The sequence below is a fragment of the Streptomyces sp. NPDC046379 genome, assembly GCF_055587785.1.
This window is the reverse complement of the sequence record NZ_JBVJFP010000011.1, coordinates 287859-301005: the sequence shown is the minus strand read 5'-3', so window position 1 is coordinate 301005 and position 13147 is coordinate 287859. Positions and strand designations below refer to the sequence as shown.

General features: G+C 72.8%; 11 protein-coding genes, 1 pseudogene and 1 riboswitch. Of the genes and pseudogenes, 8 read left to right on the top strand and 4 right to left on the bottom strand.

What is annotated here, in order from left to right; genetic code table 11:
• Positions 1-2573, bottom strand: a 2573-nt coding sequence (locus ACZ6KF_RS21225) for a PQQ-dependent sugar dehydrogenase (protein ID WP_469239614.1), incomplete at its 3' end; no start/stop codon positions are given.
• Between the two features lie 285 nt (positions 2574-2858).
• Positions 2859-3041: riboswitch (cobalamin riboswitch) on the top strand.
• A 30-nt stretch (positions 3042-3071) separates the two neighbouring features.
• Between ACZ6KF_RS21225 and ACZ6KF_RS21220 the strand changes: the two genes are divergently transcribed.
• The 5 genes from ACZ6KF_RS21220 (at position 3072) to ACZ6KF_RS21200 (ending at position 7640) form a co-directional block, all read left to right on the top strand.
• On the top strand, positions 3072-3761 hold the full coding sequence (locus ACZ6KF_RS21220) for an energy-coupling factor ABC transporter permease (protein WP_469157767.1): 690 nt from the start codon (positions 3072-3074) through the stop codon (positions 3759-3761).
• A complete protein-coding gene (locus ACZ6KF_RS21215; protein ID WP_469157768.1) occupies positions 3758-4183 on the top strand; it encodes an energy-coupling factor ABC transporter substrate-binding protein in 426 nt (141 codons plus the stop codon). The genes ACZ6KF_RS21220 and ACZ6KF_RS21215 overlap by 4 nt, the downstream gene beginning before the upstream one ends.
• A 5-nt stretch (positions 4184-4188) precedes the next feature.
• Complete coding sequence (gene cbiQ, locus ACZ6KF_RS21210) at positions 4189-4938, top strand: cobalt ECF transporter T component CbiQ (protein WP_469157769.1); 750 nt, start codon at positions 4189-4191, stop codon at positions 4936-4938.
• Positions 4935-5804 carry an energy-coupling factor ABC transporter ATP-binding protein gene (locus tag ACZ6KF_RS21205; RefSeq protein ID WP_469239612.1) on the top strand — a complete coding sequence of 290 codons (870 nt, stop codon included), beginning with the start codon at positions 4935-4937 and terminating at the stop codon, positions 5802-5804. Before cbiQ ends, ACZ6KF_RS21205 begins: the two co-directional genes overlap by 4 nt.
• A 177-nt stretch (positions 5805-5981) precedes the next feature.
• The gene (locus ACZ6KF_RS21200) at positions 5982-7640 is read left to right on the top strand and encodes a catalase (RefSeq protein ID WP_356636731.1); all 1659 of its coding nucleotides are present in this window, start codon (positions 5982-5984) and stop codon (positions 7638-7640) included.
• Positions 7641-7697: 57 nt separating this feature from the next.
• Here the strand turns inward: ACZ6KF_RS21200 and ACZ6KF_RS21195 are convergent, their stop codons facing one another.
• Entirely contained in the window at positions 7698-9074 is a 1377-nt protein-coding gene (locus ACZ6KF_RS21195) for a lipase family protein (protein WP_469157771.1), read from the bottom strand.
• A gap of 299 nt (positions 9075-9373) precedes the next feature.
• Between ACZ6KF_RS21195 and ACZ6KF_RS21190 the strand changes: the two genes are divergently transcribed.
• On the top strand, positions 9374-10018 hold the full coding sequence (locus ACZ6KF_RS21190; RefSeq protein WP_356636727.1) for a TetR/AcrR family transcriptional regulator: 645 nt from the start codon (positions 9374-9376) through the stop codon (positions 10016-10018).
• 9 nt (positions 10019-10027) lie between these two features.
• Here ACZ6KF_RS21190 and ACZ6KF_RS21185 read toward each other — a convergent pair.
• Positions 10028-10516, bottom strand: a pseudogene (locus ACZ6KF_RS21185) (DUF2269 domain-containing protein); the annotation flags it as partial.
• 237 nt (positions 10517-10753) lie between these two features.
• Here ACZ6KF_RS21185 and ACZ6KF_RS21180 point away from each other — a divergent pair.
• Entirely contained in the window at positions 10754-11296 is a 543-nt protein-coding gene (locus ACZ6KF_RS21180; RefSeq protein ID WP_356636725.1) for a tellurite resistance TerB family protein, read from the top strand.
• Positions 11297-11341: 45 nt separating this feature from the next.
• Positions 11342-12016, top strand: coding sequence for a CBS domain-containing protein (locus tag ACZ6KF_RS21175; RefSeq protein WP_469239609.1), 675 nt, complete (start codon positions 11342-11344; stop codon positions 12014-12016).
• A gap of 9 nt (positions 12017-12025) precedes the next feature.
• On the opposite strand, the gene ACZ6KF_RS21170 is transcribed toward ACZ6KF_RS21175, so the two are convergent.
• On the bottom strand, positions 12026-13087 hold the full coding sequence (locus tag ACZ6KF_RS21170; RefSeq protein WP_469239607.1) for an N-acetylmuramoyl-L-alanine amidase: 1062 nt from the start codon (positions 13085-13087) through the stop codon (positions 12026-12028).
• Between the last annotated feature and the right edge of the window lie 60 nt (positions 13088-13147).

Sequence of the window (13147 nt, the reverse complement as noted above, 5' to 3'; positions counted from 1 at the left end):
TTGCACGACCACAACTGCACCTGCGTACCGTCCGCCGAAGCACCGTTCGCCACGTCCAGGCACTTGCCGTTGACGCCCTTCACCTCACCCGTGCGAGCGCCGCCGCCGGTCGTGGTGAAGGAGAACTCGTCGATGTCGAACAGCGATCCCGTGCCGCCCTTGAACACCAGGTGGAGGGTGGTGGTGCCGGCCGGCCGGTTGGTCAGCGGGGCGGTGACGTCCTGGAAGGTCTCCCAGCCGCCGGTCACCGGGACGGTCGCCGTGCCGAGCAGGGTGCCGGTCGGGGACCCGGCCCGCACCTCGATGGTGCCGCCCGCTCCCGCGGAGGAGACCCGCGCCGTGAACGTGCTCGTGTTGTCCAGGGCGTAGGGGGTGAAGGCGATCCAGTCGCCGTTGTCGATGTGGCCGACGGTCCGGCCGCCGTGCGCGGGGGCGTGGTTGACGACCTGCACGCCCGACGCGGTGCCGTAGTGCTCGGCCTGCCGGTGGCTGGGCTGGGTGATGTGCTGGTCGTGGGTGGTGAGCGCGGGCTGGCCGTTCGCGCCCTTGTCGGTGTACTCGGCGTCGATGACGCCGAAGATGTTGGCGTTGGGGTCGTGTTCGCCGTCGGCGAGGGTCTGCAGGGTGCCGCTGCAGCCGGTGGCCGAGGTCTGCGGGTGGCCGTGGCTGTCGTGGCCGACGATGAAGGTGACCTTGACCTTGGAGCAGTCGACGGCGCCGTCCTCGGGGTCGGTGACCGTCACCCTGAACGGGATCGCCGCGCCGAAGTCGTAGACGCGGCCGTCCAGGGGCAGGTCGATGCTGACCGTGGGAGCGGTGTTGCCGACGGTGATCCGCACGGACGCGGTCGCCGACTTGCCGGTGGAGTCCGTGATCTTCAGCGTGGCCGTGTACTGGCCGTTGGCGGTGTACGTGTGCGAGGGGTTGGCCGCGGTGGAGGTGGCGCCGTCGCCGAAGGTCCAGGCGTACGAGAGGGCGTCGCCGTCGGGGTCCGAGCTGCCCGCGGAGGAGAAGGCGACCGCCAACGGGGCCCTGCCCGAGGTCACGTTGGCCTTGGCCTGGGCGATCGGGGCCCGGCCGCCGGTGACGTGCTCGATGCGGTAGAGGGCCGAGTTCTCGTCGCCGTTGAAGTAGCCGGTGCCGTAGTCGAGGACGTAGAGCGCGCCGTCCGGGCCGAAGGCCATGTCCATCACCTGGGTCCCGGTCCAGGGGAAGGCGTTGATGGACTGCACGGTCCCGTCGGAGCCGGACTCGATCCGCTTGATCCAGCGGCGCCCGAACTCACCGGCGAAGAAGTCCCCGTCGTACTCCTGCGGGAACTTCACCTCGGAAGTGGAGGCGGCGTCGTAGCGGTAGACGGGGCCGCCCATGGGGGACTCCGAGCCGCCGCCGAACTCCGGTACGGAGCCGCCGTCGTACGGGATCCAGGCGGGCTGGGCGGGCGGCAGGTCGGTCAGGCCGGTGTTGCGCGGCGAGGTGTTCTTCGGGGCCGCGCAGTCGAACTTCGCGCCGGAGGCCCCGGAGGCGAAGTCGTAGTCCGTGTACGCGTTGTTCGCTCCGGTGCAGTACGGCCAGCCGTAGTTGCCCGCCTTGGTGATCCGGTTGAACTCGACCTGGCCGGCGGGTCCACGAGAGGCGCTGGCGGTGCCGGCGTCGGGGCCGTAGTCGCCGAGGTAGACGATGCCGGTGGCCTTGTCGACGCTCATCCGGAAGGGGTTGCGGAAGCCCATCGCGTAGATCTCGGGCCGGGTCCGGGCGGTGCCGGGCGGGAAGAGGTTGCCGGCCGGGACGGAATACGATCCGTCGGCGTTGACCTTGATGCGCAGGACCTTGCCGCGCAGGTCGTTGGTGTTGCCCGAGGAACGCTGGGCGTCGTAGGCGGGGTTGCGGGAGGCCCGCTCGTCGATCGGGGTGTAGCCGTCCGAGGCGAACGGGTTGGTGTCGTCGCCGGTCGACAGGTACAGGTTGCCCGCCGCGTCGAAGTCGATGTCCCCGCCGACGTGGCAGCACAGGCCGCGCGAGGCGGGCACGTCGAGGATCTTCTTCTCGCTGGCGAGGTCGAGGGTGCCGTCCGTCCTCAGCACGAACCGGGAGAGCCGGTTGACGCCGTCGAACGGGGCGAAGTCGGCGGCCGTGCCGTCGGCCGGGGCGTCGCCGGCCGGGGTGGTCAGCTTGGGCGCGTAGTAGAGGTAGACGAACCGGTTGGCGGTGAAGCCCGGGTCCACCGCGACGCCTTGCAGGCCTTCCTCGTCGTGGCTGTAGACGTCCAGCTTCCCGGCGACGGTCGTGGTGCCGGCGGCGTTGGTGAGCCGCAGGGTGCCGTCCCGCGAGGTGTGCAGCACCGAACGGTCCGGCAGGACCGCCAGCGTCATCGGCTCGCCCGTCTCGGCCACGCCCTTGGCCAGCGTGACCTGCTGGAAGTCCCCGACGGCGGCCTCGGCCCGGACGCCGCCCGGGTCCGCGGGGGCGGCGGCCGCCGGTGCCGCCGGCAACAGAAGGCCGAGGACGCCCGCCACGGCGGGCAGCAGGAAGCGGAAACGGACACGTCTGCGTCCGAACGGTCTCGTGCGCACAGAAGTCTCCCAGTGGTGTGGGGTGGCGGCATGCCGCAGGGCATGCCGAAGGGAGTACGGGCGCGCGCCGTCGCGCCGTCGAGCCCCGGCCACGAGTCGCTCATGACCGGTTCATTTCAAGGAAGTTAGCGGGCTTGGTCCGGACCCGTAACCCCTTTCGTTCATGATCTCGATACTTTTTCCGCTGCCGGGACAAAGTGCGGGGGGCCGGTTCCGGGCGCACGGGTGAGCCGCCCGTGCCGTCCACCGCCCCCGTCCGCGCTTGTCAGCACCCTTGTGCGGGCACTACTGTCACCACGCCTTGGTGAACGGGAAATCCGGTGTGATGCCGGTGCGGCCCTCGCCACTGTGATCGGGAAGTCCGGCTCCGGCCCTCGCGGGCAGCCACTGGGTCCTCGGACCCGGGAAGGCGGAGCACGGGCGGTGGTACCCGTCAGCCAGGAGACCGGCCAAGGCGCGTCAACCATCCACGAGGTGCTGGAGAGGGTCTGCTGAGCCATGCACATAGCCGAGGGTTTCCTGCCTCCGGCGCACGCCGTCGCCTGGGGCGTCGCGTCCGCGCCGTTCGTCGTCCACGGAGTGCGATCTCTCACACGCGAGGTACGGGAGCATCCCGAGAGCACCCTGCTCCTCGGCGCCTCCGGAGCCTTCACGTTCGTCCTGTCCGCGCTGAAGCTGCCTTCGGTTACCGGGAGTTGTTCCCATCCGACCGGCACGGGCCTCGGCGCCATCCTGTTCCGGCCGCCGGTCATGGCGGTGCTGGGCACCATCACCCTGCTCTTCCAGGCGCTGCTGCTCGCGCACGGCGGCCTGACGACGCTCGGCGCCAACGTGTTCTCCATGGCGATCGCCGGCCCCTGGGCCGGCTACGCGGCGTACCGGCTGCTGCGGCGCTGTGAAGTGCCGCTGATGCCCGCGGTGTTCTGCGGCGCGTTCGTCGCCGACCTGTCCACGTACTGCGTCACCAGCGTCCAGCTGGCGCTGGCCTTCCCCGACCCGGGCAGCGGGTTCCTGGGCGCGCTCGGCAAGTTCGGGTCCATCTTCGCCGTCACGCAGATCCCGCTCGCGGTGAGCGAGGGCCTGCTGACGGTGCTGGTGATGCGGCTGCTGGTGCAGTCCAGCAAGGGCGAACTGACCCGGCTGGGCGTGCTGGTGGCGGGGCGCCGCGAGGAGGCGGTGGCCCGATGAGCCGCAACGCGAAGATCAACCTCCTGCTGCTGGCCGTCGTGGTGGCCCTCGCCGTGCTGCCGCTGGCGCTGGGGCTCGGCGACGACGAGGAGGAGCCGTTCGCCGGGGCGGACGCCCAGGCCGAGACGGCGATCACCGAGATCGAGCCGGACTACGAGCCCTGGTTCTCGCCCCTGTACGAGCCGCCGTCCGGCGAGATCGAGTCCGCGCTGTTCTCCGTGCAGGCGGCCCTCGGCGCGGGCGTCCTCGCCTACTACTTCGGCCTGCGCCGGGGCAGGCGGCAGGGCGAGCGGCAGGCCCGTGAAGCGCTGGGGCCCGAGGCGCCGAGGGCCGCGGAGCCCGAGCCCGCGGAGCCCGCGGGCGCCGGGGACGCCGCCGTGCCGGCGGGCCCGGAGGGCGGGTCCCGTCCCGGGCGGGACTGACCCGGGTGCTGCCGATCGACGCGGCGGCGCACAGCAGCCGCTGGCGCCGCCGCCATCCCGTGGACAAGGCCGTGCTCGGGCTCGGACTGACCGTGCTGGCGGTCTCGCTGCCGCCCTGGCCGGGCGCGGCCCTGGTGCTGGTGGCCGCGCTCGCCGTGCTGCTGGGCCCGGCGGGCGTGCCGGGCCGCCGGCTGTGGCGGGCCTACCGGGTGCCGCTGGGCTTCTGCGCGACCGGCGCGGTCACGCTGCTCGTCCAGGTCGGGGGCCCGGACGGGTTCCTGGCGCCGGCCGAGGGCGGGGCGGTGCGCGCCGGGGAGCTGATGCTGCGGACGTCGGCGGCCTCCCTCGGGGTGCTGCTCTTCGCCTTCACCACTCCCCTGTCCGACCTGCTGCCGCGGCTGGTGCGGGCCGGGGTGCCCGCGCCCGTCGTCGACGTCGCCCTGGTGACGTACCGGATGAGTTTCCTGCTGCTCGACTCGGTGCGCCGCGTCCGGGAGGCGCAGGCCGCCCGGCTCGGGCACGCGGGCCGCGCCGCCGCCTGGCGTTCGCTGGGCGGGCTCGGCGCGACGGCGTTCGTGCGGGCCTTCGACCGGGCGGCGCGGCTGCAGGCCGGGCTCGCCGGGCGCGGCTACGACGGCACCCTGCGCGTCCTGGTCCCCGAGGCCCGTGTCTCCCTCCCCTTCCTCGCCGGCAGCGCCGCCCTTCTCACGGCGCTGACCGCACTCACCTTCGTCCTGGAAAGGCCGCTGTCATGAGCGAGCCCGTGCCGGTCGCCCTGCACGGCGCGTCCTTCGCCTACGAGGACGGCCCCACGGTGCTGTCCGGCCTCGACTTCGAGGTGCGCGAGCACCGTGCGCTCGCCCTGCTGGGCCGCAACGGCAGCGGCAAGACCACGCTGATGCGGCTGCTCGCCGGAGGGCTGCGGCCCCGTACCGGCCGGCTGACCGTCGACGGCCGTCCGGTGACGTACGACCGCAAGGGCCTGACCCGGCTGCGGACGACCGTCCAGCTCGTCGTGCAGGACCCCGACGACCAGCTGTTCGCGGCGTCCGTCGGGCAGGACGTGTCGTTCGGCCCGCTCAACCTCGGGCTGTCCGACGCCGAGGTGCGGGCGCGCGTCGCGGAGGCCCTGGCCGCCCTGGACATCACCGCGCTGGCCGACCGGCCCACGCACCTGCTGTCGTACGGGCAGCGCAAGCGGACCGCGATCGCGGGCGCCGTCGCGATGCGGCCCCGGGTGCTGATCCTCGACGAGCCGACGGCCGGGCTCGACCCGGACGGCCAGGAGCGGCTGCTGGCGACCCTCGGCGAGCTGCGCGAGCGGGGCACGACGGTGGTGATGGCCACCCACGACGTCGACCTCGCCCTGCGCTGGGCCGACGACGCCGCCCTCCTCACCCCGTCCGGCGTGCGCACCGGCCCGGCCCCGACCGTCCTGGCCCGCACCGGCCTGCTGCGCGAGGCGGGCCTGCGCCTGCCCTGGGGCGTGGCGGCGGCCCGCCTGCTGCACGCCCAGGGCCTGCTGGCCGACCCGGCCCGCGGACCCCGTACCGCCGAGGAGCTGGCGGCGCGGGCGGCGGAGGCCGGGGCGCCCGGCAGGGGCGCCGCCGGACGGGCGTGAGCACCGCGCCGGCCGCCCGGCGACGCCGTGGGTGATTCACGGCATACCGCCGGAAGGCCGCACATGTGTTAGTCGTCCGCGTGGGCCGGGGTACTCGTAGGGCTTGCACTGATCGGCCGGCCGTTGCGCAGCGGACCCGCTCCGCGCGATGCCGGGACAGCCGAAGGAGTTCCCACCATGACGGACGTGTCCAGCAAGGGCCCCGCCCCGGGCGACGACCGCAAGGTACTCACCAACCGGCAGGGCCATCCTGTCTATGACAACCAGAACCAGCGGACGGTCGGCGCCCGGGGGCCCGCGACGCTGGAGAACTACCAGTTCCTCGAGAAGATCAGCCACTTCGACCGGGAGCGCATCCCGGAGCGCGTGGTGCACGCCCGCGGGGTGACGGCGTACGGCTTCTTCGAGGCGTACGGCGCCTGGGGCGACGAGCCGATCAGCCGTTTCACCCGGGCCAAGCTGTTCCAGGAGCGCGGCAAGCGCACCGACCTGGCCGTCCGGTTCTCCACGGTGATCGGCGGACGCGACTCCTCCGAGGCCGCGCGCGACCCCCGTGGCTTCGCCGTGAAGTTCTACACGGAGGACGGCAACTGGGATCTCGTCGGCAACAACCTGGGGGTCTTCTTCATCCGGGACGCGATCAAGTTCCCGGACGTCATCCACGCCCTCAAGCCGGACCCGGTGACCTTCGAGCAGCAGCCGCGGCGGATCTTCGACTTCATGTCGCAGACGCCGGAGTCGATGCACATGCTGGTCAACCTGTTCAGCCCGCGCGGCATCCCGGCGGACTACCGGCACATGCAGGGCTTCGGCGTGAACACCTACAAGTGGGTGAACGACGAGGGCCGCACGGTGCTGGTCAAGTACCACTGGATGCCGAAGCAGGGCGTGCGCAGCATGACCGAGGAGGATGCCGCGAACGTGCAGGCGCAGGGCCTCGGCCACGCCACGAAGGACCTGTACGAGGCGGTGGAGCGGGGCGACTTCCCCGAGTGGGAGCTGCTGGTCCAGATGATGGAGGACCACGAGCACCCGGAGCTGGACTTCGACCCGCTGGACGACACCAAGACCTGGCCCGAGCAGGACTTCCCGCCCAAGCCGGTCGGGCGGATGGTGCTCAACCGCATGCCGGAGAACTTCTTCGCCGAGAACGAGCAGATCTCCTTCGGCACCGGCGTCCTGGTCGACGGGCTGGACTTCTCCGACGACAAGATGCTCGTCGGTCGCACGTTCTCGTACAGCGACACCCAGCGCTACCGGGTGGGCCCGAACTATCTCCAGCTGCCGGTGAACCAGGCGAAGAACGCCGAGGTGCGCACCAACCAGCGCGACGGGCTGATGACGTACCACGTCGACGGCGCGGGCGAGAACCCGAGCGTGAACTACGAACCGTCGATCACCGGCGGCCTGCGCGAGGGCGAGTACCCGACGCACGACGAGCAGGGGCCGGAGATCCGCGGCCGGCTCACCCGCAAGCGCATCTCCCGGACCAACGACTACCTCCAGGCCGGGCAGCGCTATCTGCTCATGGAGCAGTGGGAGCGGGACGACCTGGTCAAGAACTTCGTCGACCTGCTGTCCCAGTGCGACCGGCCGGTGCAGGAGCGCATGGTGTGGCACTTCCTGCTGGTCGAGAACGACCTCGGGCTGCGGGTCGGCGAAGGGCTCGGCATCGGACCGGAGGACGTGGCCGGGCTGGAGCCGCTGGCCAGCCAGGACCTCACCGACGAGGACCGCAAGCGGCTGGCCAATCTGGGCAAGAACCCGCCGCGTGACGTGGAGGGCGTGACCATGACCCACTGCGTCCCCGACGAGCGGCACGTCGTCACGCGCTGATCCGCCCGTCCCGAAGGCCCGCCGGTTCCCCGGCGGGCCTTCGGCCTGTCCGGCGGGTCAGGGCTGCAGGGGCATGCTCCAGCAGTTGGAGGAGGCGGGCTTCCCGGCCAGACGGTCGGTCAGCCAGGAGATGGCGTCGCCCTGGTCGGTCAGCAGCGGCGCCACGTGGTTGGTGAGCAGCTTGTCGCCGAGGTTGGGCAGGACGACGGCCTCGTAGGTGACGTCGGCGCCCTTGCGGCACCAGTCGACGGCGAGCCTGCGGGACTGGGCGTGCGGCACGATGTCGTCCTGGACGCCGGTCGCCACGCGCACCGGACCGGCCGGCTTCATGGTGCCGATGCGCTGCGCGTCGAGGGTGGCCCGCAGCGCCGGCTCGGCTGCGACGATCTCGCCGACGGACTTGCCGCTGACGGTCCACTTGGTGCTCTTGGTGAAGGCGTAGCGGAAGACCGAGTCGCCGACGCACATCGTGGACAGGTCGTTCAGCGCGGCCTTGCCGGCGGCGTTGATGTGGGCGTCGGCGAGGGGCCGCAGCGCCGGGTCGCTCTGCAGGAAGCCGTTGAGCGACCAGCCGAGGGCGCCGACGAGGGCGCTGCCGTCGATGCCCTTCAGCACCTCGGTCAGGTCGGCGGGCGGCGCGCCGGCGTAGGTGCCGACGAGCCTGACGTCGGGGGCGTAGGTGGGCTGGAGTTCGGCGGCCGAGGCGCTGGCGCCGCCGCCCTGGCTGTAGCCGTAGAGGGCGACGCGCGAGTCGCGGGTGACCGACGCGCCGGGCACCGCGCGGGCCGCCCGGACGGCGTCGAGCAGGGCGTGGCCGCTGTCGACTCGGTTGACGTAGGTGTGCAGCCGGTCGGTCGCGCCGAGCCCGGCGTAGTCGGTGACGACCACGGCGGCGCCGGTGGCCAGCAGTCGGTAGATCGACAGGTCCTCGTAGCCGACCGACACGGTGTCGCCGTCCAGGACGACCGGGTGCTCCAGGCCCATCGAGGCCGCGCACTGGTCGCCCTGCCCCATGGTGCCCGGGGCCACCGCCACCAGCGGGCGGGGGCCCGTGCCCTTCCAGGAGGCCCAGGGCTCGATGTAGGCGCCGGTCACGGCGACCGGGCGGCCGTTGGAGTCGGTCGACCTGTACATCAGCCGGGTCGCGGTGCCCGGCAGTTGGCGGCCGTCGAGGCCGGGGAGGCTCAGGGCGAGCGGGAGGGGACCGGTGCGGATCAGGGCGCCGTTCTCGGCGGGGAGGTCCGCGGGGGGCGTGTAGAAGGCCGGGACGGTGACGCCTCGGGAGGTCACGCCGTCGGCTGCGGAGGCGGAGGCTGCCGGGAGGGCCTGGGCTCCGACGCAGGCGAGGGCGGCCAGGGCGGCGGCGAGGAGGCGGCGGCGGGGCGGTGCGGCGGGTCTGCGGGGGGTGCGAGGGGTGTGGGGGCGGCGTTGCATCGGGCTCACTCCTTGCGGCGTCGGAAGGTGCGGCGGGGTGCCGACGGGCGGCGGGGTGCGGTGGTGCGCCCGCGGGCGGCTGTGGCGCGACTGGCGTGCGGGCGTGCGGCTGGGGGCGCGAGGTGCGGCTCTGGTGCGGGGGGCGCCCGCCGAACCGGTGGGCAACACGGTAGTTACTGGCGGGTCACATCCGGGAGAGTAGAGTCGCGTGTCACTCAGTGACAAGGTGTCTGCGTGTGTCAATTCCGCGGGTCTCGCTATGCTGCCGGTGTTCGAGACGCGGAGGCGGTGGGGCGACGGTGCGCGAGGCGGCACCCGGTGCACGCGAGGCACACGCTCCGGCCTCCCGGCCGTCGCTCGGGGAGCGGCGCAAGACGGCGCTCCGCCTGGAGATCGCCCGCGAGGCCGTCCGGCTGTTCCTGGCGCAGGGCGTCACCGCCACCACGGGCGACCAGATCGCCCAGGGCGTCGGCGTCTCGACCCGCACGCTGTGGCGGCACTTCCCCACCAAGGAGAGCTGTGTCCTGCCGCTGCTCGCGGCGGGCCTGGACGCCGTCGTCGAGCTGCTGCGCGACTGGCCGCCGCAGACCCGGCTGCTGGACTTCCTGACGACGTCCTGCCGGCAGGGCAGGCTGCCCTCCGCCGACCCCGCCGTCCTCGACCTGGTGCGGCTGACCCGCACCGAGCCCGCCCTGCGCGCCGTCTGGCTCCAGGCCCACGACGACGCGCTGCCGGTGCTCGCCGGGCTGCTCGCGCGGCGGTGCGGCACGAGCGCCGACGACCTGCGGGTGAAGGTGCACGCGGCGACCGTCAACGGCGCGCTGCGCACGGCGGCCGAGGACTTCGCCGTCCGCTACGCCGACGGCCCCGGCGCCTCGCAGGAGGAGCTGACCGCCTGCCTGCACGTCGCCCTGCGCGCGGCCGTGGAGGGCCTGCCCTACTGACCCGCCCCCGCGGGACGGCGCGGGGGGGGCGTGCGCCCCGGCCGGGCGCCGCCGGCCGCGCCGGGTCCGCCCCCAGGGCTTGAGCACGGAGACGGCCGCCAGGAAGACGTACGCGGACAGCGACACGGCCGGCCCGAACAGCACCTCGCCCGTGTCGGGCAGCGGCCGGCCGGCGGCGACGGCGTACGCGGAGTTCACGCCGGGAGGCAGGGCGAGGACGGTGGCGGTGAGCGTGGCGAGGGTGAGCCAGAAATTGACGCAGATTCACCGATGGCGGGTCAGCCCCCACTCGGTGCCGAGGGCCGGCACCAGGCCGCCGGCCAGGGTCAGGAGGGCGACGGGGAGCAGCAGCCAGTCGGTGAACAGCTTCATGGCGCGCTCCGAGCCCTCGACCGCGGGCGCGGAGCCGGTGGCGGCCGCGGTGACGCCCAGGGTGAGCAGCCCGGGACTGAGCCCGAGTCAGGCGGCGGAGGCGGCCACATGGTCGACGGGACACATTCGGTGTGTGGGACGGTTTTTCACGCCTTCCACGCCGCCGCTCCCGCGGGCCCGCGTGCGTCCCACGGCGGGAGTGACCGCGGCTGCTCGCCCCGGCGTACGCGCCCGGCCGTGCGCCCGCCCCGCACGAAGTGCACGTTTTGCGGAACCTTTGCCGGGGTGCGGGGCGTTGTACCGGGTGAGCGCGCACGAGCGGGTTCACTACAGATGACCAGAACGCATACCGAGGTGACGTCAATGGCAGTGTGGGACCGGCTCAAGGACCAGGCCAAGGCTCTTCAGCAGACCCAGGGCGGGGCCCGCCCCCCGCGGGGTCACGGCACGGGGTCCGGCGGCGGTGGACGCGCCCAGCTGGTCAGCGCGCTCAAGACCCAGCTCGGCTCTTTGAAGACGGAGTTGAAGAGCGGCGCCTACCGGGACGCCAGCATGGCGATGTGCGCCCTGGTCGCGGCGGCCGACGGCCATGTGGACCCGGCCGAGCGGCAGCAGCTGGAGTCGATGATCGTGAGCAACGACGTCCTCCAGAACTTCCCGCCGGAGCAGCTGCGGCAGCGCTTCAACAAGCACGTCGACCTGCTCACGCGGAACTTCCCGCAGGGCAAGGCCGAGGCGCTGCAGGACATCGCCAAGACCGCCAAGAAGCCCACCGAGGCGCGGGCGGTCATCCAGACCGGCATCGTCATCGCCGCGGCCGACGGCGACTTCTCGCAGGCCGAGCAGGCGGTCGTCCGCGAGGTGTGCGCGGCCCTGGGCGTGTCCCCCGCGGAGTTCCAGCTCTGACCCTCCGTCGGCCACGGGACCGCGGTGCAGCAAGAAAGGCCTTCGATGGACCACCTGAAGGTGTGCGACCTGATGAGCGACGCCGTCATTCGGGTCCAGGGCGGCACGCCCTTCAAGGAGATCGCCCATCTGCTGCAGGAGTACGACATCACGGCGGTCCCCGTGGTCGACGCCGACGACCGGCCGGTGGGCGTGGTCTCGGAGGCCGACCTGCTGCACAAGATGTGGGGGTGGCGGGAGGGCGAGTCCGACGCCGCGCCCGCGAAGGCCTCGGCCGTCGACGCCGCCGGGCTGATGACCTCGCCCGCCGTCTGCGCGCGGGAGGAGTGGAGCGTCGTCGACGCCGCACGGGTGATGGCCGAGCACGGCATCAAGCGGCTGCTCGTGGTGGACGAGGAGGGCCGGCTGACCGGTGTGGTCAGCCGGAGCGACCTGCTGCGCGTGTTCCTGCGGACGGACCAGGCGATCCGCACGGAGATCGTCGAGGAGGTCCTGGTCAGGACGCTCGGCGAGGCGCCGTCGGCGGTGCACGTCGACGTGACCAACGGCAACGTCGTCCTCAGCGGCCGACTCGCCGACCGGGGGTCGGTGCCCGCCCTGGAGGAGCTGTGCCGACACGTCGACGGAGTGGTGGCCGTGGAGTTCAGACCGGTCCCCGAGGCCGCGGACGAGACGGCCGGCGAGCGCGGGGCCGGGGCGGAGAGCGGAGGGGCGCGCTGACGCGCCCGCCTACGACTCCTTCCAGACGAGCACGGTCAGCACCGCGCTGGTGACGGTGACCGGCGCGCCGGACTGGTTGAGCAGCCGCACCCGCATGCTGCGCCTCGACGCCAGCCGCTTGGTCAGCGGCACGACCGCGAACGATCCGCCGGACGTGCCCACGAGTTCGTGGATCGGATGGTTCGTCCTCACCTCGTCGCCCTCGAACTCCGTCATCCGCACCTGCACGGTCTTCCCGGCGGGCAGCCCGGTGACGGCGAGGCTCAGGCTGCCGGTGAAGCGGGCCGGGCCGCGCGCGAAGACGGTGCCGCCGGACGCATGGTGACCGGTCTCGTCGCTCCACTCGCTGGTGAACTCGATGGAGTCCCAGAAGCCCGGGTTGAGGGTGTACTGCGTGGCGAGTCCCAGGTTGACGTACTGGGGCATGGGGTCCTCCTCTTCCCACTGGCCCGCCGGCAGCGCCAGACAGGCGGCCAGGTCGCGGCGGAAGTCGAGCATGTCGAAGCCGCGCGGATCGGGCTTCTGGTCCGACCACTCCAGGTGGCCGATGGCGCTCTTCGCGGACCAGCCGTGCCGACGGCAGATCGCCGCGGTGGCCTTCACCATGGCGGTGTACTGGGCGCGCGGCCACGGGTCCTTGCCGTCGCCGAGGTTCTCGCACTCCCAGCCGTAGAAGTGGGCGTTGCCGTCGACCGAGCCGGGGCTGTTGTCGTGTTCGTGCGTCGGGGGCGGATAGCTGCCGTACGACTCGTTGCGCACGGCCGCGAGAACGTCGGGGTCGCCGCCGCCGGCGTGGTTGGCGCGGCCGTTGCCGACGAGGTGGACGGTGCCGTCCTTGGTGATGCAGCCGGTGGCGAGCGGCCCGGGCAGGTCGCTGCGCCCGTTGTAGATCAGGCTCACGACGTCGGCGCCCGGACCGGTGACGGTGTGATGGACCATCACGCCGTTGACCGGGCCCCAGGCGCCCCTGTGGTTGCGGTTGTGGGTGCGCCAGGAACGGACCTCACGCACGGCGCAGCCCTCCGCGCGGAGCGCGGCGACCAGTTGGTCGGCGGTGAGTGGATCGGCCATCGTCACTCCTCCGTTGGGTCCACGCGGGCCACATGCCCGGACGGATATCCGGTTATGCGC

What these genes read in the sequence shown, in the direction of transcription:
- ACZ6KF_RS21220 (WP_469157767.1), top strand. Translation starts at nt 3,072, where the DNA reads ATGCACATAGCCGAGGGTTTCCTGCCTCCGGCGCACGCCGTCGCCTGG.
- ACZ6KF_RS21215 (WP_469157768.1), top strand. Translation starts at nt 3,758, where the DNA reads ATGAGCCGCAACGCGAAGATCAACCTCCTGCTGCTGGCCGTCGTGGTG.
- ACZ6KF_RS21205 (WP_469239612.1), top strand. Translation starts at nt 4,935, where the DNA reads ATGAGCGAGCCCGTGCCGGTCGCCCTGCACGGCGCGTCCTTCGCCTAC.
- ACZ6KF_RS21200 (WP_356636731.1), top strand. Translation starts at nt 5,982, where the DNA reads ATGACGGACGTGTCCAGCAAGGGCCCCGCCCCGGGCGACGACCGCAAG.
- ACZ6KF_RS21195 (WP_469157771.1), bottom strand. Translation starts at nt 9,074, where the DNA reads ATGCAACGCCGCCCCCACACCCCTCGCACCCCCCGCAGACCCGCCGCA.
- ACZ6KF_RS21180 (WP_356636725.1), top strand. Translation starts at nt 10,754, where the DNA reads ATGGCAGTGTGGGACCGGCTCAAGGACCAGGCCAAGGCTCTTCAGCAG.
- ACZ6KF_RS21175 (WP_469239609.1), top strand. Translation starts at nt 11,342, where the DNA reads ATGGACCACCTGAAGGTGTGCGACCTGATGAGCGACGCCGTCATTCGG.
- ACZ6KF_RS21170 (WP_469239607.1), bottom strand. Translation starts at nt 13,087, where the DNA reads ATGGCCGATCCACTCACCGCCGACCAACTGGTCGCCGCGCTCCGCGCG.